The following is a 19,579-nucleotide window of genomic DNA, read 5'->3' on the forward strand; positions in this document are numbered from 1 at the left end:
TCGATGAATGAAAGTATTACTATAAGTCTAGAAAAAATTTGTGTATCAACTAATTTTCCCTATGGTGAAGCTTGGATTCCAGATGAAGATAAAAATCTACTACAACTTAGTTCCAGCTATTATATTAATTCCGGTTTTGGCAACAAGGATTTAGAACAATTTTGGGTTTGTAGTCAAGATTTTATATTATCTAGGGGTGAAGGCTTACCAGGACGAGTTTGGTTATCAAAACAACCGGAATGGATTATAGATGTAACTATCGAGTCTGAGGGATATTTTTTACGCAATCAAATTGCGAAAGCTTTTGGAGTCAAAAGCGGCTTTTCTATACCTGTAATTACACAAAATAAAGTTTTGATAGTGTTGGCTTTTTTTACGGCACAAACTCGTTCTAAAGATACAAAAATTATAGAAATAGCAACAAGTCAAGCCGAAAGTTTAGGGCAACTTCTATTCAATTTATGATAGATATCTCCAACAATAAAAAATTAAATCAATTATTTCCCCCTATCCCCTATTGACTCTTTTGTAAGTTTATAGACCAATATTCATTACTTAACTCACTTGGACAGGCGTTATCCTGAATGGAATTACTCCTAATCCCTCTCCATACATCAGAATAAGGATGATTGAATTGCCTTTCGCATGGGTATTGTAACTGCTGTTGAGGTCAGCATTAATTAACCAGCCATTTTTTGAAAAGTGTAAACCTCTTTCATCAATTATCAATTATCCATGCTCTATAAAAATATCAGGTTTGGCTAATCTCAGAATCCTATCTTTCTGATAAAATCAACAAGCAAAGTAATAATACTTATTTAACCCTACTCTAAATGAATTCAGGAATCGATCTACAAAGAACATTTATTGAAGCTCTCGTAGACTTGGGCCTATCCCCAGAAATAGCCAGAACCGTTTGGCTACCATTACCCATGTTATTGATGATTATAGCTGCTACTGTTAGTGTTCTAGTAACAGTGTGGCTAGAGCGAAAAATTTCCGCAGCAGCTCAACAAAGAATTGGCCCAGAATTTATCGGTCCTTTGGGAACTCTAGCACCTTTAGCTGATGGCTTGAAGCTAGTTTTCAAAGAAGATGTTGTTCCTTCTAAAGCAGACCCTCTACTTTTCACTCTAGGTCCTGTAATAGTAGCCATCCCAGTATTTTTGTCTTATCTAGTAGTTCCTTTTGGACAAAATTTAATCATTACAGACCTGGGGGTAGCAATATTTTTATGGATAGCTCTTTCCAGTATTCAGCCAATTGGTCTGCTGATGTCTGGCTATGCATCCAACAATAAATATTCTCTACTAGGAGGTTTAAGAGCAGCAGCACAATCTATTAGTTATGAAATACCTTTAGCTTTAGCTGTACTGGCAGTAGTAATGATGTCCAATAGCCTCAGTACAATTGATATTGTTGAGCAACAATCAGGCTATGGCATTTTAGGATGGAATATTTGGAGACAACCAGCAGGTTTCCTGATTTTCTGGATATCAGCATTGGCAGAATGTGAAAGACTTCCGTTTGACCTTCCTGAAGCAGAAGAAGAATTAGTAGCAGGATATCAAACAGAATATACAGGGATGAAATTTGCCCTTTATTACCTAGCGTCTTACATTAATTTAGTTCTATCTGCTCTGTTTGTCGCAATTTTATATCTAGGTGGTTGGGAGTCCCCTATACCAGTTGGACTTCTCAGTGACTGGTTAGGAGTAAGTGAAACAACTCCCTGGCTACAAATAATTACTGCTACTTTGGGCATTACTATGACATTGCTCAAAGCTTATTTTCTAGTATTCATTGCTGTGTTATTACGTTGGACATTACCAAGGGTCAGGATTGACCAATTATTAGACTTGGGATGGAAGTTTCTCTTACCCGTCGCTCTGGTAAATCTACTGTTAACTGCAGCCTTAAAGTTAACCTTTCCATTTGCTTTTGGTGGATAAATCATAAGTCAGAAGTTAGAAGTCAGAAGTCAGAAGATAGAATTAATTAGTCCCTGGTTTGTAGACATGGAGGTACTTTTCCTGAATATCCTCTAATAAATTCAAGACCAGCAAATATTAATGTTTGTGAGGGGTTTTAAAGATATAATCCAATTCTTAAATTATGTCTTTTAATCCTACTCCCTACTCTTAAGGAGATTTAGCAAGACTTTTGAGAAATGGTATAAATCCATAGCTGATTTTAGACTTTTAGACTAAACTATATCGAAAATCTAAAATTACTTTTTCCGCTAATTAGATTTCATAGGAGAAAACGCCATGCTCAAATTCCTCAATCAAGTAGGCGAATACGCTAAAGAAACTTTTCAAGCTGCTAAATATATTGGTCAGGGTTTATCTGTAACTTTTGACCACATGAGCCGTCGTCCTGTTACTGTACAATACCCCTACGAAAAACTTATTCCTTCTGAAAGATTTCGAGGCAGAATTCACTTTGAATTTGACAAGTGTATTGCCTGTGAAGTTTGTGTGAGGGTTTGTCCGATTAATTTACCTGTAGTTGATTGGGAATTTAATAAGGAAACCAAAAAGAAAAAGCTTAAACACTACAGTATTGATTTTGGTGTTTGTATTTTCTGCGGTAACTGTGTGGAATATTGTCCAACTAACTGTTTATCCATGACGGAAGAGTATGAATTAGCAGCTTATGACCGCCATGAGTTGAATTATGATAATGTTGCCCTGGGACGATTACCATATAAGGTGACAAATGACCCAATGGTAACTCCTATGCGAGAATTAGCTTACTTGCCTAAGGGAGCTATAGACCCTCATACAGTTCCTCAAAATGCACGTCGCGCTGGTCTTCGTCCGGAAGAAATTCTTGAACAAATGGAAGCTGAAAAACCAGTAGCAGAGACTACAGAAAAATAGCTATTAGTTTGTTAATCAGGACTTACGCAAATTAACCTTTAAAACGACAACATATCTAGGGGCGAATAGTATTCGCCCTCAATTGATTGAGTTTCTGTGGGTAGGTTCTGTTAATTATTAGTTGTGAAGTTAAGATTCAGCTATTAACGGTCAGCTTTTCGGTGAGCAATACGCTCGCATTCAGCTTTTGAATTAATGAAGCAAGCATTAGTTTAACTTCTACTACATTTTCAACTATATGAAAAGAAATGTAGATGTGGCTTGATAAACTGTTAAGGTTAAGTGATGGACTTTTTTCACCCATACTTTTAATTCTTGGAAATTTATCAATTGCTTTTTTCTCCTTTTTGTAAGGTAATAAAGCTAATAGCTGATAGCTGATAGCTGACTGCTGTTTGCGGAGCATTCCGTAGGAAATGCTTAAGATGAAATATCATTCAAAATAAACAAATCTCTAAAGGAATAAAAAGTGGATTTAGCGCAAGGAGTTCAATTTGTTTCATTTGCTTTATTAAGCATAATGATGATTGCTGCTGCTTTGGGAGTAGTGTTATTTTCTAATATTGTCTACTCAGCATTTTTGTTGGGTGGAGTATTTATGAGTATTTCTGGTTTATACCTTTTATTAAATGCTGATTTTGTGGCTACTGCCCAAGTTTTGATTTATGTTGGAGCTGTTAATGTCTTGATTTTATTTGCAATTATGCTTGTAAATAAACGAGAAGATTTTAAGGCTTTGCCTAATGCTTGGTTTAGAAAAATAGCTACAGCTTTAGTTTGCGTTGGTTTATTTGCCCTACTAAGTACCATGGTATTATCTACTTCTTGGTCAATTCCTGGTGCTAGTATTGCTAATACAGAAAGTTCAATTGTTTTAATTGGTAGACACTTTTTTAGTGATTTTTTACTTCCTTTTGAACTTGCTTCTGTGTTTTTGTTAATGGCAATGGTGGGTGCTATTATTTTGGCTCGTCGTGATATTTTGCCTGATGAAGTACCGACTGATATGCCTCAAACACCTGTTTTAAGTTTGCCAGAACGCCCCCGTGAATTAGTGTCTGGTTCTAGTGAAATTTCTAATAATTAAATTCAAAGAGTTGATAAGTTTATGCAATTGCAACTGGAGTATTTTTTGTTATTAGCCGCAGCACTTTTCTGTATAGGTATTTATGGTTTAATTACCAGTCGCAATGCAGTTAGGGTGCTGATGTCTATTGAGTTACTGCTTAATGCTGTAAATCTAAATTTGATGGGTTTTTCTAATTTCTTAGATTCTCAGAATATTAAAGGTCAGGTTTTTACTGTGTTTGTAATTACTGTTGCTGCTGCTGAAGCGGCTGTTGGTCTAGCGATAGTTCTTGCAATTTATCGTAACCGTGACACGGTAGATATGGAACAGTTTAATTTATTAAAGTGGTAATTATAATTTATAATTTATAATTTATAATTTATAATTTAGAATTACCTCTCCTTTAAAAGAAGAAAATTGACTCAAAGGAAAATTTTTCTTTTTATCCTCTTAAAAGAGGAGGCTTTCAAGCATAATTTTTCGGTAAGCATTCACCTATTAGCATTCAGCGTTCAGCTTGAGTTGATAATCTTTGAATGCTTACTTTTAATACTATAAAATGTTTTATTTGAGCAGTTTTTAACGTCTCCCTGTGCATCTGGATTTCAATAATTTAGAATTAAGAGTTTAGAATTTAGAATTACCGAATAATTAATAATTAATAATTAAATAATTCACGCCTTGAAGCTTCCCCTTTTTAAGGGAAAAAAAGTGCTAGGATATTTCCTTATATTCAATTCCGTAACGGTTTTAACCAGAGGTAATTATCAATTATCCATTATCCATTAATGGACTCTCCTTTAAAAGAAGAAAATTGACTCAAAGGAAAAATTTTCTTTTTATCCTCATTATGAAGAGGAGGCTTTCAATCACAATTTTTCGGTAACTATTTATTGTCGGGAAAAATTTTTTTAATACTATGTAAAGAAATATAATTTTATTTACTGAAAAATATTAAGCTTCGTTACTAAGCTGCAACATAAAATAATTTCCGTGCTACCGTTTCTAATCAGAAACAAGTTCAAATAATTTAGGGGAGGAAAAAACTTTGAATTCAGAAATTAAAAAATATCCATCTTGTTCTTTACATCAAGATGTTAGTGAATATGTGGCTGATTTACAATTTCACATGACTTTACACGCTCGTAATTTAGTTCCTTCTCTTAATCAAGCAAAAGATGGTCGCGAGCAAATGTTACAGCAAACTCAAGCTCATTTTGAAAAGCTTATTTCTAGACAGACTCTTTAGTTATTTTTATATTTATTTTTATTCAAAAACCCAGTTTCAAGTAGCGAAGGAGATTGGGTTTTTTGGTTTGTTTGAAAACTTCAAGGACTCCACATTCTATAGAACTCCTAACCGTATCTTTTACATTAACTTTACTTTCTGCAAACTGAGCGATCACTGAGAAACAACACTTATGTTGAATAAATAGTCATGGGTATAGACGAATAACCCTATTTAATATTTAAAATATCACAAAAATTGTGAGGATGCAACGGAAAATCCTGTGCAAAATTTTTATGAGCTTCATAAAATGAAAATGTTGGTAATTTTCCACTGAGGAAGGATAGATGGAAAGATTTGATGAGGGCAAAGTAATCATAGTATAGCTAATTTCTCTTTCTGCTGTACAATACCTACACAATTCCGGCAAAACCAGGTAATATTTGGTAGTGTCGGTCAAAGATGCTTGCTTCTTGCTTCAACCTGGGAGGACGGCCTCTTCCAGTTCACAAGCGTAAATTCGGGTACAGCCTACCCTATTTTTTTGATTAACTTCCCCATACTGAGATAACACAAGTGCCGCATTCAAGTCTCGGTCTATTCTTACTCCACAGTGAGGACAATCAAAGGTGCGATCTTTTAACTTTAATTCTTGATTAATATAACCGCAACTATGACAAGTTTTGGATGACGGAAACCACTGGTCAGCTAGCACTACCGTCCCACCAGATCCAACGATTTTGGTTGTCAATCGTTGTCTAAATTCATAAAACCCTTGCCTGGCTATTGATGCTGCTAATTTACCATTTTGCATTATCCCTTTCACGTTTAAACTCTCTAAGCAAACGTGCTTAACTTGACTTACTAAATAATGAGTAGTCTTCTCAATAAAATCTCTACGCACATTAGCAATATGAGCATGGTACAAGGCAAGTTTTTTATAGTATTTAATCGCATTTTTTGAAGGTAGCTTACCTTTATTTCCTATCTGTTTATTACGATTACGCCATTGAAATTTAGAGAGCTTTAATTGATCTGCTTTAATCGACTCTGGCAAACTTACAACTTCGTTTTTCTCCTTTTCTTGGTCAGCTATACTGGCAAATTGTTTGAGCCCAACATCTATACCAAAAGTTTCTTGAAGACGTTCATCTAATAAGGGATGAAATGGTAACTTCTCGGCTTCAATACTAAAACTAACAAACCATTTGTTCCCTGTTCTACTAATAGTAAAAGTCTGACTTGCTGTGGTATAAGGTATTGATTCTAATAATCGAAAAGTTCCTAATGTTGGTATTTTGATTTTCTTACCAGAGGGAATTGTGACTTTTCCATTACCGTCATAAACAGTAAAAGATTGTCGGTCTTTTTTACTTTTCAATTTAGGATATTTACTGATTCCTTCTTTATACTGTTTAAATGCTTCAGCTAGATGTTGAAAAGCACTTTGATAAATACGAGACGAATAATTATTCGTCCAGGCATATTCTGATTGCTTTTTTACATAGTTAGTAAAAACTTTTTTAGCTTCTAAAATGCGTTGGTTGTAACTAAAGCTAACTTTTTTACCACCCTTGTTAACTTTCGTCATACCTGAAGTTCCGTTAACCATACTCAGGCCATAGTTGTAAATGAAACGAGCATAACCAGCGCATTGAGCCATTTTTGAACGCTCCTGGTTACTGAGTTTTAATTCAAGTTTTTTGGCATACAATAAAATCACCTCCAACCACATTGTCAACTATTTTTTCGGCTAAGTCAAAAAAATCCCCATTTTTAAATTTAGGGCTTTATTGTTGTTGGGTTAAGGAACAAAACCCCACCTAACTGGATCGTCTGGACTAAAATTTTGGGCAAATTTAAAGACCTTCTACTCAGGAAATTTGTCTTTGGTATTTACCCAATCCTTTTTCTGAGAGTAATAATCTCGATTATCTGTGAGTTGAGGAATTGGTGTTATTAACGGACAACCATTAACCGGACAACGGTTTTCTTCGCACCATGAGAACCGCTCGCCCAATCTATAGTTGTACTGCCGACGCAACAAATCTAACCACAACTCTATCGTGGCAATTTGGTCTTTGTTGGGTTTAAGCTTGTATTGATAGGCAGTCCGCATAAGGGCAAATTTCCCTGTTTATAAAAAAAAATAGCACAAGTTTTTTTTAAAGACCAAAACTTGAGATAAATCGGCGATTTAGCTAAATTTACCGAAAAATTGGGTTTAAAGCCTCGCCCTTGTAGGGCGACTTTTTATTTTATTTGCAAGTGAATTGAATATATGCTACACTATTATTAGTTGCCGAGGGGCACTCGGAAACTCTAAACGGACGTGGAGGGAAGCGTCAGACTACCGCCAAGGAAGCAGCACCCTGTGTTAGCGACAGCTATGCGAAGCAAAGCGTCAACCCGCCGAAGAGCTACGGCTCAGTAGGAATCCCCGTGCCTTTAGGCCGGGGAGGATGTCAAACTCAACCTGGAGTAGTTTACTTGAGTGGTGGGTCACATTTCTCGCAAAAATAAAGAGTTGGAACTTCAAAGGTCTCTGACTTAAATGTACAGTCAGGCATACCACTGTATTGCTTTAAACCAAATTCAAAATTTTTTTCAGCTATGTTTGCTTTTTCTTGATCTGCAATGTCTGCTTCTACTTTATCTGCATCTGCTGCTAAAGATTCTGCAAGAGGTTTCAGCAAAGGCTCTGCTACATCATATAGAGCCTTTGATGGATAAAATAAATGCGGAAATACTAACTTGAGTGCGTGTTCTACTTTACCTGAATGTTCCGCTAAAGGTTCTGCTATAGCCTTTGCTGAAGCCTCTGCTGCAGATAATAAAGGCAGTAAAGGCAGAGTGCACAAGTCAACCAAGTTTGGCTTTCGCCTATAATTTACTGGCCTATAACGCACTGTATTAATTGTATATACATCTATTAGTTGGTAGATGACAAAATACCACTCAAAAGACTGGGGTGGAATTTTAGTTATATGTTGCTTAGAAGTTTTTTCAGAAATAGTGACACTCTCACCTGTTAATCTACTTAACTCCTTGGACACCTCATTTCTTAACTTAAAACCATCAACTCCTACTTCTTGAGATGAGCTAATACCTAGCTTTGAACCAATTTCTTCAAAGCTATGAAGTTCCAAACCAGTTTCTCTAGTATAGCTAATTTCTTTTTCTGCTCCAGGTAATCCAGGAACAAAATCTACTAATTTCCAGTATTGCTCTTTGACAAATTCCTTTAATTCCCGCAGACCATACCTATAAACATAACGACTAATAAGCTTCTTCTGTGTTTCTGAAGGAGGGTAAACACCAAACCTAAGTTCTGGCTGAACTAAAGTCGTATTTTTATTTTTATACTTATAAAGTAATTCAGAGTCATTCATAAAGTCATTCAGAGGGTAACATCGTTGTATTTTTGGATGATATAGCTATTCCCATTACTATTATATAAATCTATCGCAGGCAAGATGACCGCACGATAAGGATTTTACTATTCACCCCTTGTAGATCATTAGTCTGAAATATGCTGTATTTGAGAAAGACATCTAATTATAGATGTCTTTTTTTCTCAAAATCTTTACCTCAATAGCAGTTAGAGATATTTGACAAGTTTTAATTATACTTTTCAGGTTATATATTTTAAATTTTAAAACTTTGTTATCAATCCCTAACAATAATATCGCTCCATAAACTAACAAATTTTCAATACTTTCAGCGATTTTTCTCAATTTCGTGATATGGTAAATTTAATTATAATCCAGGGGAGTTTTATGGCTTAATGGAAAAATAAACTTGTAAACGCTTATTCTGTCGTTATTTTAGGTAGCGATCACTCTTCATTGCTTGAAGGATGACTAACTAATTTTCTCCACCCTATTTAACCAGCACTTGACAAAAATATATTTATGTGAATTACATAAATTAGCAGTACATCAGGAAAAAAATTAATAGTAGGAATAGAAGTAAGTAGGTAGGCACGAATAAACATCACTATGTAATAAAATGTTAAAGCAATTAAAACCCTTGAGATTGCTTCCTTCCACTCCGTTCCAGTCGCAATGACATACCTGTAAATTTTTTCACCTACTTACTTAGACTTTTTATCAAATAGTTAATAATTAGGGCTTATTAAAAAATCTGTTAGGAGTCAGGAGCAAAAATAAATAGTTTCAATATCATTTATTGATTTGAATATCCATCTTTAATCAAAGGTAAATCTGGTTAAATTATTTTTATGACTCTGATTATTAGTACCGTTCTTTGTTCAAATTGCCATTAAACCTCAACAAATATTAACTCGATCAATATTGCCCGAAAAATGATATGGTGACTAAGAAATAAAGTTTGGAACCTACCCTTTCAAACTGAGTTACTGATAACTAATAACTAATAACTGAAATGCCATATTACATATCACCAATATTCATAGATAAACTAGCAGTTCATATTACTAAAAATTTCTTAGACTTACCTAGAGTAAGAGTACCTTTAATATTAGGAATACACGGACGAAAAGGAGAAGGAAAAACTTTTCAATGCCAATTAGTATTTGAAAAAATGGGAATAGAACCTGTCACAATATCTGGCGGAGAATTAGAAAGTAAAGATGCAGGAGACCCAGCACGTTTATTACGTTTACGTTATCGAGAAGCGTCGGAAAAAATCAAAGTTCAAGGTCGAATGTGTGCTTTATTTATTAATGATTTAGATGCAGGTGCTGGTAGATTTGATGGAGGTACTCAATATACAGTAAATACTCAATTAGTAAATGCTACTTTGATGAATATTGCTGATAATCCTACTAATGTACAATTGCCTGGTAGTTATGATGAAACTCCTCTACATCGAATACCTATTATTGTGACTGGAAATGATTTTTCTACTCTCTATGCACCTTTAATTAGAGATGGTCGAATGGAGAAATTTTATTGGGAACCAAATCGAGAAGATAGAATTGGAATAGTAGGTGGTATTTTTAAAACTGATGAACTTTCTGCGGGAGATATTGAGAATTTAGTAGATGAATTTTCTGACCAAGCTATAGATTTTTTCAGTGCTTTGCGAAGTCGAATATATGATGAACAGATTCGTGATTTTATTCATCAAGTAGGAATAGAAAATATTTCCAAGCGGGTAGTTAATTCTGTAGAAAAAATTCCAGATTTTCCCAAGCCTAATTTTAATCTCTCCCATCTTCTGGAATATGGAAAAATTATGGTTGGAGAACAACAACGGATTCGAGAATTACGATTAGTTGAAGAATATAATCAATCTCGATTATTCGGTGGTACTCAGGTAGAGCGATCGGAAAAAGTTACGCCAAATTCTAACTATTTATCTCCAGAAGCAGCTACATCTAATCAGTTAATAGAAAATAGGATTAATCATAAAGTTACAAATAATCATCTCAGTTCAGAAGTTAGAGAAAAAGTGCAACAAATTCTCCAAGATGGTTTGAAAATGGGAATGGAATATGCAGATAAGCGTAGATATAAAACTGGTTCATGGAAAAGTTGTGGAACAATAGATAGTCAGGGAGAAAAAGAGGTGATGAATGCTGTAGAAAATTGTTTAGCTGAACATCAAAATGATTATGTGAGGTTGATTGGAATTGATTCTAATGTAAAGCGCAGATTAGTTGAAAAAATAATTCATAAACCAAGTTAAATATTTGAAGGAAGAAGAAAGAGGGAAGAGGGAAGAGGGAAGAGGGAAGAAGGAAGACGGGCTAAATATTGAAAACAAGGGATAAACGATAGAAATAAATATCTAAAATCAACTGGATAGACTATTTTTAAGCATATCCTCCTGACTCCTCACTCCTGACCAAAAAATAAGGTCTCAACCCTACCCTTTCAAGAGGATGAAAAAAAATAAAGTTCAATATTTAAGCTTCTGACTTTCCTACGGAATGCTGCGCAAACAGGTAGAGGTACTGATAACTGATAACTGATAACTGAAATGACTCCTCCTAAATTTTAACTAGAGCTTGCTGAATAAACTTGAAAGTATTGACTGATATTGGTTTTAGCATTTTAGAGTTGAAAAAAGTACCAGCTTTTCGGCGGAAAAAGCTCAAAAAGCTAGTATTTTGAGATGATTATGGCAGAAAAATTGAGAGACAATTCTTACTCTTACCTCCCCTCTCATTCCCATTTCTTTTGTCTCCTGTCTCCTGTCTCCTGTCTCCTACCCCAGCAAAAAGACTTTCCTTGAGCAAACTCTAACTATCTTTCTGTACAGAACTTTCATGCCAATCTTTTAATAGAAAATCTGATAAAACTGTAAATAAAACAAAGATAACTATTCCTAAACCTGTAGTTAAAAATAAAGCAGCAAACATTCTGGGAATTTCTAAGTTGTAACTAGAGATTAAAATTTGATAAGCAATACCGGAACGAGTACCCCCTGTACCTGCAACAAATTCTGCTACTACAGCACCAATTAATGCTAAACCGCCACTAATTTTTAACCCACCTAAAAAATAAGGTAAAGCACTAGGAAATCTCAAATAAATTAGAGTTTGCCAACGAGATGCTCCATATAGCTTAAACATATCGCTCAAGTTTTTATCAACACTATTTAATCCCAAAGTAGTATTAGAAATAATTGGGAAAAATGCTACAATCCAAGCACAGAAAATTAAAGCCGCAAAAGTATTATTTTTGAACCAGATAATAATTAGAGGAGCAATAGCAACAATAGGAGTAGTCTGTAAAATTACTGCATAGGGAAATAAACTTCTTTCAATTAATTTATTCTGAGCAAATAACATGGAAATTAACACCCCTGAAACTACTGCCACTACTAAAGCAACAACTGTAATTTTGACGGTAATTAGCAGAGAAGCAAATAGTTGATTCCATTCCTGAATCATTGTCTGAAATACTAATATTGGGCCTGGCAATAAATAGGGAGGAATATTCATTACTCTCACGGAAATTTCCCAGGTTAGCAGCACTATAATTCCTAAGATTACTGGAGCAATTATCTCAAGAGAAAAGAGCTTATCCAGAATTTTATTTTGTGGTTTTGTTTGTGTTAATGGTTGTTTTTTGTTCTTAGTAATTTCAGTAGGTATCATCGGAGAATAGATTCTATTTTTATCTGTAGTTTTATTGTATAATACCAATTTATCTAAAAGAAAGCTACCAAAAGGAAGTTGAAAAATTACAGCTTATTTTATCAAGGATGAGGTAGACCAGTCGCGGGAAAAATACCCCCACTATAAACACTCCTTCGTTCATATTTGTACCTCATACACCTGCAATCTGCTGTGTATTTAAAAGTAGATTTTTTAATCTTATTTGCTGCCTATTTATAATTGTTTTCTTTGATTTTCCTTCTTTGTTATCTTGACTATTGTCATTTTGCTTAAATGCCCTTAGTCTGGAGTCCCATTTAATATAGTTGTTGCAAAACTGTTGAGTATTTAAACTATATAAATTCCCCATAAACGTGAGGTACAACATTCGTTTGTTGCGCTGGAGTAGGGAGTTGTATACAACCTTCGTACAGATGTAGTAATTCGGGCAACAGGGAATAGAAAATAAGAAAAACAACTTTAATAATTTGAGAAACGCTATATATAAATTATTTGTAAAAAGGAAGGCTTAACCCTTAACAGAGAATATAAAATCTAAATACATCTTAGTTTAAATAAATTTTAGCTATTGTTAAAATCTATAGGTCAAAATAATTTTAAGCATTTTTACCGAAAATTTGTGGTCCAAAGCCTCCCCTTTTAAGGGGATAAAAAAAGAGAATATTTCAGATTTAAAGCCTCCTTATTGCAGAGGTACTGATAACTGATAACTGATAACTGAAATGACCGGATAAAACGATCGCTCTAATCACAAATCCAGTTTACTTGTATAGCCAAAGATAAAACAGAGACACAGTTAACAATTCTAAATCTCTTTTGATATACCGAACTTGATATAATTTTGTTTTTATGAGAGATATCCGAGGGTTTATCGTAAAAAAATAAAAATTAATTTATTATTTTGCTTCTTCCCAGAAAATGTTTGCCTGATTATGTAGAAGTACAATGATATTAGTAGATATAAGTAGGCTAAGATTAGTTATTACTAAAGATTAAGGCCACAAGCTAAAGAGTAAGTATAATTAAGCATCTCAAACTCCCACATCTAGATTTTATCACCGAAAAATTCTGGGTATGCGCCTCCTCTTTTAAGGGGATAAAAAAAGAGAATATTTCAGATTTAAAGCCTCCTTATTGCAGAGGTACTGTTGACGCAGTTCCTCCGGAGGAGGCTAACTGATAACTGATAACTGAAATGACCTTCCATCCAAGTGCAACAAAGCCCAAAATAACTTTAAAGGTAGCTGAATTATCAAAATTACAGATATAGCGTTTCTCAGACTAATGACGTACACCTATCTTTATCTCTATTCTATTCCCTGTTCCTTGTTCCCTAAAACAAACGAATTTTGTACCTAACGCTTTTTGGGAACTGCTACATAAAATCCACTAATTTTAACAAATACTTTTAAAGTCCTTAAATTACATAAACAATCGAATTACTTTTGTTAGCCTGAAACAAAGCAATCCTAGCACTCTTCTCTCTTAAATATCTATATCTATTCTAAAGAATTATCCAGCAGAAAAAAAATGACTTTATCCTTCAAACAATTGACCTTATATTTTTCTCTATTATCTATTGGTGGTGGCACAGGATGGTTGGGTCATCGTTATGTCCAAGCCAAAGGTTTGACCATAGACTCTAATGTAATACCTGTAGTCAAGCAGCAACCGCCAAATTACTTGTCACGTTCAAATTCTGAAAATGCTGTACTTGAACCGACCAACTATAACTTTATTGCTCAAGCAGTAGAAAAAGTAGGTCCAGCAGTAGTCCGTATTGATGCAGCTAAAAAGTTAACAACTCAAGTTCCAGAAGCTTTTCAAAATCCCTTATTTAAACGTTTCTTTGGGGAAAATTTGCCTATTCCAGAAGAGCGTGTTAAACGTGGCACTGGTTCTGGGGTAATTATTAACTCTAATGGTCGCTTAATTACAAATGCTCATGTAGTTAGTGGAGCTGATACAGTTCAGGTGACACTGAAAGATGGTCGAGTTTTTGAAGGCCAGGTTAAAGGTGTAGACTCACTCACAGATGTGGCTGTAATTGAAATTGAGGCCACAGGTCTACCAGAAGTGTCCATTGGCAAATCAGAAAAATTAATTCCGGGACAATGGGCGATCGCTATTGGTAATCCTCTCGGTTTAGACAATACTGTAACGGTAGGAATTATCAGTGCTATTGGTCGTAGCAGTTCTCAAGTAGGTATTCCAGACAAACGAGTCCGTTTTATTCAAACAGATGCCGCAATTAATCCTGGCAACTCTGGCGGGCCACTTTTGAATAGTCGTGGTCAAGTAATTGGCATCAATACAGCTATTAGAGCTGACGCCCAAGGATTAGGATTTGCTATTCCCATAGAAACCGCAAAAAGAATTGCTGATGAGTTATTTGATAATGGGAAAGTAGAGCATCCATTTTTAGGTATTTCAATGGTCGATTTAACGCCGGAAGTCAGAGATGAAATTAATAAACGACTAGAAACGAATATTCAGCAAGACCGGGGTGTTGTGATTATGCGAGTTATAGAAGATTCTCCGGCAGCTAAAGCTGGTTTACGTCAAGGAGATGTAATTCAGAAAGTAGGTGGAGTAGCAGTTAAAAGTCCAGTAGAAGTTCAGCAACAGGTAGAACAAAGTTTAGTTGGAAAAGATTTAGCAGTAGAAGTAATTCGTAATCGTAAAATTGCTAAAATTCTCGTGAAACCCGATACTTTTCCCCTCTCAGTCGAATCAGAATAAATAGACATCTCCATAAAATAGGGAGTAGGCAGTAGGGAACCCACCCCTAACCCCTCCTGGGAGGGGAAATAATTGATAATTTATGTGTGATAATTGATTTTATTTTTGATTTTTACCAGATGTCTAATAGACATCTCTGAAAAAGAATAAACTTTTTGCAGAAGTAGGCAAAAGCTTATCTGGCAACAGGGAAGAAAATTTCTGAAAAAAGTACACAAAACACAATCCATAAGTGTAATTTCCACTCCTATGTCTAGTGTTGATTTAATTAATAATAATAGAGTTTGTCTTACATTTAATCTTAACTTAATACTTAAGTAGGTAGGTGCAATTAAATGTAGGATTTATTATCATAAAAATAGTAGGGACGTTCCATGGAACGTCCCTACAAAGGTTTAAGAAGAAGTTTCTTTGACTTTTGGAAATATAGCACAAGGAAGAAGGTAAAATGAGGTGTTATTTGAGTTTTAAGCTTTTGATATATCTTAACCTTTCCTTACTAGAGAGTACAAAGTTATTCAAAAAAACGATTTGCTTTGAAGACCAAAAGTATTACTGGAAAGGGCTTACAGTACTTACAGTTTTGAATAAAGAGTTTTTAACCTTTAGATAGCTGAAAGTCTTAGCTAGCAATAGTTATTTCAATAACTTTGCACTGCCTAGTTTCCTTAGACTTCTATATCTATATTTGACTATTATAGAAATACAGAAACTAAGTATTTTTTAAGTTTAACATTAGCTATTTATCAAAATTTATCTTTTTTTTTGAGTTTAATACCAATTTAAAAAAAGAATGTTACGAATAGTAAGAAGAAATAATATTTCCTTATATTCAATTCCGTAATGGTTTTAACCAGAGGTAATTATCAATTATCCATTATCAATTATCAATTAATGAAAGGATATTCCATTTGACAAAAAAGATGATTTATGACCTGAAAAATGGTATTGAAGCCATTCCCATACGACTCCTGACTCCTAAGAAATATCCTAGCTATTTGTAGCAAACATTTATCAATTTGATATAATACCCCGCCGTCTACAGAGTGTTTACAATTGGTTGAGGTTTGTAGACGCGGAGCGTCTTGTCGAAGACTATCCCCATCCACTTCTTCCTTCTTCCTTCTTCCTTCTTCCTTCTTCCTTCTTCCTTCTTCTTTCTTCCTTCTTCAACAAATATCAACTAAAATCATAAATTATGACAACTATTATTACCAGCTCCCAGTTAGAATTAACATTAACAGAAGTCGCAGGAACAATATTTTCTATTACTGGTAATGATACTTTTATTTTGACCGCTGACAATGGTCAAAACTTCTTTGTTGACCTCATAGATGAACTAAATACTTCAATCTTAGGCTTACAAATTGGTCAATCAATCACAGTAACAGGATTTATAAACTTAGAAGATAATCGATTAAATCTAATAAATACTATTCTGATTAATGATGATTCGACCAGACCTCCACCACCAATTTTCGGACAACAAACTATATTTGGAACTGTTGGTTTTGTAGTTGACGATCGCCAATTTATTTTGAATTCTAATGGTCAAATATACTTTGTTAACTTATTAGATGAATTTAATGCTATAGCTTTAAATTTACAGCAAAATCAACCCATCGCAATTTCTGGAACTGTAACTCTAGAAAATGGCAGAATAGATGTTAATAGTACCAGTATTATTGATGGTGTAAATATTCCTACTCCACCTCCTTTTATACCAGACGGTCAATTTCCACCTGGTTCCATTATTGGCAATAATACTCCTCAGTTTATTCAAGGCACTCCTAACAATGACACCGTTTTTGGACTAGGTGGTAACGATACAATTGATGGGCAAGCAGGTGATGATAGTTTGTTTGGTAGTCCCGGGAGTGATAGTATTTTTGCGGGGATAGGCAATGACACCATTTTTGGTAATGAAGGATCTGATACCATTAATGGCGAAATAGGAGATGATAGTATTCTGGGGAACATTGATAACGATCTTCTAGATGGTGGTGAGGGTAATGATACTGTCCTGGGTAATGAAGGTAGTGATGAGATAGATGGGGGTGGGGGTGATGATAGTCTGGTCGGCAATGTGGGTAGCGATAGTATTTTTGGTAATGTCGGCAATGATAGTATTGGTGGGAATGAAGATAGCGATCGCCTGGATGGTGGAATAGGGAATGACAGTGTTGCTGGAAATGAAGGTAATGATAGTATTTTTGGCAATGATGGTAACGATAGTATTTTTGGTAATCAAGATAATGACCGTCTGGAGGGAAATTCAGGTAATGATACTATTCGTGGAGGTAAGGGTAACGATATAGTTGATGGTGGTTTTGATTCTGATTTCATTTTAGGAGAGTTGGGTAATGATGAGTTGAGTGGGGGAGAGTCTGAAGATTTAATATTTGGTGGTAAAGATAATGATTTTCTTGATGGTGGTGGAGGAAATGATACCCTCAGTGGAGATTTGAGTGATGATACTATTGTTGGTGGTATTGGTGATGATTTGATGATTGGTGCAGGTCGTCAGTCTGGAGAAAATGAGATTGATTTTTTGACTGGTAGTGCGGGTGCTGATACGTTTGTTTTGGGTAATAGTGATGTTGCTTTTTATAGTGGTGCAGGTAGCAGTGATTATGGAGTGATTGTTGATTTTAATAATCTCGAAGGTGATGTAGTTATTGCATTTGGTGCTGATGGAGTTGTGTTGGGTCCTTCTCCTATAGAGACTCAAGGAGGTACTGGAGTTTTTGTAGGTGGGGATTTAATAGCGATTTTTATTGGTGTTACGGAATTGGAAGTTCAAAGTGGATTAATTTTGATTTAGCAAGGAAGAGAGGATAGGGAGTTATATCATATCCAGTTGAATAGTTAGGGCTATCAACAGTATTAAAATAATTGGAAAAATCAGACACAATTAGACATTTACTGTGATACACTAGATTTATGTCTAATCTTATTAAGTATACATGAAACAGCAGAACTGCTAGAAGTGCCAACAAAAACAATAATCATGAAATCCTTTAAAACTAAGTTAAAACTTAACAATTACCAAAAAACCATACTTGCCAAACACTCAGGAGTTGCTCGTCATGCTTATAATTGGGGGTTGGCAACTTGTATTACTGAGTACGAAGAAACTAAAAAACGCCCAAGCGCCATCACCCTGCATAAACGTTTAGTAGCTGAAGTCAAATCAATTAATCCCTGGTATTATGAGGTGTCGATCGGGTGCTCCACAACAAGCATTAAGAGATTTAGAGAGGGCATTTAAAAACTTTCTAACTATTCCTGAACGTGGATTTCCAGTCTTTAAAAAAAAAGGTAGAAAAGACAGCTTTTACTTAGAAGGAAGTATTAAGATTTTCCAAGGAAACTACATACAATTACCCAGAATAGGAGTAGTAAAAACTTATGAAATCTTACCTTCTGTACCAGTAAAAAACGTCACTATATCAAAAAAAGCAGATAGTTGGTACATCAGTTTTAAGTACAATTTTGAACAAGATACAACAGAAAAAGTTGGAGAAACTATTGGTGTAGATATAGGTATAAATACATTAGCAACCTGTTCTGATGGCAGCAAGTTTGCTAATGTCAAAGCCTACAAACAAGCCAAAAAACAATTAGTTCGTCATCAACGTGCAGTCAGTAAAAAAGTTATTGGTTTCCTGCGGAATGCTACGCAAACCAAAAACAGACGCAAAGCAGTAAAAAAACTAGCAAAAGTACACAAAAAAGTCGTTAATATCAGAGCAGATGCACTACATAAACTCACAACATGGTTAGCTAAAAACCACAGCACCATAGTAATTGAGGATTTAAACGTAAGTGGAATGCTAAAAAACCATAAACTAGCAAGTGCCATAGTAGATTGTGGATTTTATGAATTTAAGCGTCAACTTACATACAAATGTGAATGGTACGGCAGTGAATTAGTCATAGCGGATAGATTTTATCCAAGTTCTCAAATATGTTCAAACTGTGGACATCAACAGAAAATGCCTTTACATGAGAGAACTTATAATTGTGCTAACTGTGGATTTTCCTACGGAATGCTTCCCTACGGGATGCTACGCAAACGCAAACAAGCTGACAGAGACTTTAATGCTGCTGTCAACCTAGAAAACTATGTGAATAAGTAGGTGAAGTTCTCACCGATTTTAAGCCTGTGGAGAAGATAAGTTGCAGACTGCGGTCAGTGGTCTTCAGTGTTTGCGCAGCATTCCGTAGGAAAACAGGAAGCTAGCTCCAAAGCTCATGCGATAGCTTACGCTTAACCGAAGGTTATCATGCATGGGTAAGTTTGGGTAAGTTTAGTAGAACGGAAGAGTCAGTAGCATTCTTTTTTATATTTCATATTATTAAACTTTAATTGTATCTATAATTTTGGCGTTGATAAATCACAAGATGAAATTTTGGTAGTGGTGCATTGTAATTATCGCCAGTGGGAGCATCTTGCTCCCGTTCCAAGTGTTGCTTGTCTCCACTTATCATTACAGTTGCAGGACTACCAAAATTTGTAAGGACAATCTAGCGTAATG

At 34.9% G+C, this 19,579-nt stretch carries 17 protein-coding genes; 11 read left to right on the forward strand and 6 right to left on the reverse strand.

The genetic code is table 11. The annotated features are described in order from the left end of the window. Window positions 1-3 precede the first annotated feature (3 nt). The 6 genes from SAGCYANO_RS06885 (at window position 4) to SAGCYANO_RS06910 (ending at window position 5,203) form a co-directional block, all read left to right on the forward strand. Window positions 4-465: a GAF domain-containing protein gene (locus SAGCYANO_RS06885; RefSeq protein ID WP_202219401.1), complete on the forward strand. Its 462-nt coding sequence runs from the start codon at window positions 4-6 to the stop codon at window positions 463-465. A 368-nt stretch (window positions 466-833) separates the two neighbouring features. After that, window positions 834-1,952, forward strand: a complete 1,119-nt coding sequence (nuoH, locus tag SAGCYANO_RS06890; RefSeq protein WP_202219402.1) for an NADH-quinone oxidoreductase subunit NuoH — start codon at window positions 834-836, stop codon at window positions 1,950-1,952. Between the two features lie 318 nt (window positions 1,953-2,270). Next, window positions 2,271-2,885 (forward strand): NAD(P)H-quinone oxidoreductase subunit I, encoded by a 615-nt coding sequence (ndhI, locus tag SAGCYANO_RS06895; RefSeq protein ID WP_202219403.1) that lies wholly within the window; start codon window positions 2,271-2,273, stop codon window positions 2,883-2,885. 469 nt (window positions 2,886-3,354) lie between these two features. Continuing rightward, window positions 3,355-3,972, forward strand: coding sequence for an NADH-quinone oxidoreductase subunit J (locus tag SAGCYANO_RS06900; protein WP_202219404.1), 618 nt, complete (start codon window positions 3,355-3,357; stop codon window positions 3,970-3,972). A 27-nt stretch (window positions 3,973-3,999) separates the two neighbouring features. After that, entirely contained in the window at window positions 4,000-4,305 is a 306-nt protein-coding gene (gene nuoK, locus SAGCYANO_RS06905) for an NADH-quinone oxidoreductase subunit NuoK (protein WP_202219423.1), read from the forward strand. Between the two features lie 697 nt (window positions 4,306-5,002). Continuing rightward, window positions 5,003-5,203, forward strand: a complete 201-nt coding sequence (locus tag SAGCYANO_RS06910; protein WP_202219405.1) for a hypothetical protein — start codon at window positions 5,003-5,005, stop codon at window positions 5,201-5,203. Between the two features lie 457 nt (window positions 5,204-5,660). Here the strand turns inward: SAGCYANO_RS06910 and SAGCYANO_RS06915 are convergent, their stop codons facing one another. The 3 genes from SAGCYANO_RS06915 to SAGCYANO_RS06925 form a co-directional block, all read right to left on the reverse strand. Beyond that, window positions 5,661-6,845, reverse strand: coding sequence for a transposase (locus SAGCYANO_RS06915; protein WP_237395889.1), 1,185 nt, complete (start codon window positions 6,843-6,845; stop codon window positions 5,661-5,663). A 207-nt stretch (window positions 6,846-7,052) separates the two neighbouring features. Beyond that, window positions 7,053-7,301, reverse strand: a complete 249-nt coding sequence (locus tag SAGCYANO_RS06920; RefSeq protein ID WP_202219407.1) for a helix-turn-helix domain-containing protein — start codon at window positions 7,299-7,301, stop codon at window positions 7,053-7,055. 367 nt (window positions 7,302-7,668) lie between these two features. After that, window positions 7,669-8,574, reverse strand: coding sequence for a hypothetical protein (locus SAGCYANO_RS06925; protein WP_202219408.1), 906 nt, complete (start codon window positions 8,572-8,574; stop codon window positions 7,669-7,671). Window positions 8,575-9,589: 1,015 nt separating this feature from the next. Here SAGCYANO_RS06925 and SAGCYANO_RS06930 point away from each other — a divergent pair. Then, on the forward strand, window positions 9,590-10,858 hold the full coding sequence (locus tag SAGCYANO_RS06930; protein WP_202219409.1) for a ribulose bisphosphate carboxylase small subunit: 1,269 nt from the start codon (window positions 9,590-9,592) through the stop codon (window positions 10,856-10,858). 556 nt (window positions 10,859-11,414) lie between these two features. On the opposite strand, the gene SAGCYANO_RS06935 is transcribed toward SAGCYANO_RS06930, so the two are convergent. Further along, window positions 11,415-12,323: an ABC transporter permease gene (locus tag SAGCYANO_RS06935; protein ID WP_375339889.1), complete on the reverse strand. Its 909-nt coding sequence runs from the start codon at window positions 12,321-12,323 to the stop codon at window positions 11,415-11,417. Window positions 12,324-13,826: 1,503 nt separating this feature from the next. Between SAGCYANO_RS06935 and SAGCYANO_RS06940 the strand changes: the two genes are divergently transcribed. After that, window positions 13,827-15,038 (forward strand): HhoA/HhoB/HtrA family serine endopeptidase, encoded by a 1,212-nt coding sequence (locus SAGCYANO_RS06940; protein ID WP_202219411.1) that lies wholly within the window; start codon window positions 13,827-13,829, stop codon window positions 15,036-15,038. A 1,039-nt stretch (window positions 15,039-16,077) separates the two neighbouring features. Here SAGCYANO_RS06940 and SAGCYANO_RS06945 read toward each other — a convergent pair. Then, on the reverse strand, window positions 16,078-16,221 hold the full coding sequence (locus SAGCYANO_RS06945; RefSeq protein WP_202219412.1) for a hypothetical protein: 144 nt from the start codon (window positions 16,219-16,221) through the stop codon (window positions 16,078-16,080). 15 nt (window positions 16,222-16,236) lie between these two features. Between SAGCYANO_RS06945 and SAGCYANO_RS06950 the strand changes: the two genes are divergently transcribed. From SAGCYANO_RS06950 to SAGCYANO_RS06955, 3 genes are all read left to right on the forward strand, one after another. Beyond that, on the forward strand, window positions 16,237-17,862 hold the full coding sequence (locus tag SAGCYANO_RS06950; protein WP_202219413.1) for a calcium-binding protein: 1,626 nt from the start codon (window positions 16,237-16,239) through the stop codon (window positions 17,860-17,862). A 186-nt stretch (window positions 17,863-18,048) separates the two neighbouring features. Beyond that, window positions 18,049-18,309, forward strand: coding sequence for a helix-turn-helix domain-containing protein (locus SAGCYANO_RS44260; protein WP_237395891.1), 261 nt, complete (start codon window positions 18,049-18,051; stop codon window positions 18,307-18,309). Next, on the forward strand, window positions 18,251-19,180 hold the full coding sequence (locus tag SAGCYANO_RS06955) for a transposase (RefSeq protein WP_237395892.1): 930 nt from the start codon (window positions 18,251-18,253) through the stop codon (window positions 19,178-19,180). Before SAGCYANO_RS44260 ends, SAGCYANO_RS06955 begins: the two co-directional genes overlap by 59 nt. A 226-nt stretch (window positions 19,181-19,406) precedes the next feature. Here the strand turns inward: SAGCYANO_RS06955 and SAGCYANO_RS47370 are convergent, their stop codons facing one another. Then, window positions 19,407-19,532 carry a hypothetical protein gene (locus SAGCYANO_RS47370; protein WP_255502479.1) on the reverse strand — a complete coding sequence of 42 codons (126 nt, stop codon included), beginning with the start codon at window positions 19,530-19,532 and terminating at the stop codon, window positions 19,407-19,409. Between the last annotated feature and the right edge of the window lie 47 nt (window positions 19,533-19,579).

Source organism: Okeania sp. KiyG1 (assembly GCF_014132355.1).
Classification (GTDB): Bacteria; Cyanobacteriota; Cyanobacteriia; order Cyanobacteriales; family Microcoleaceae; genus Okeania.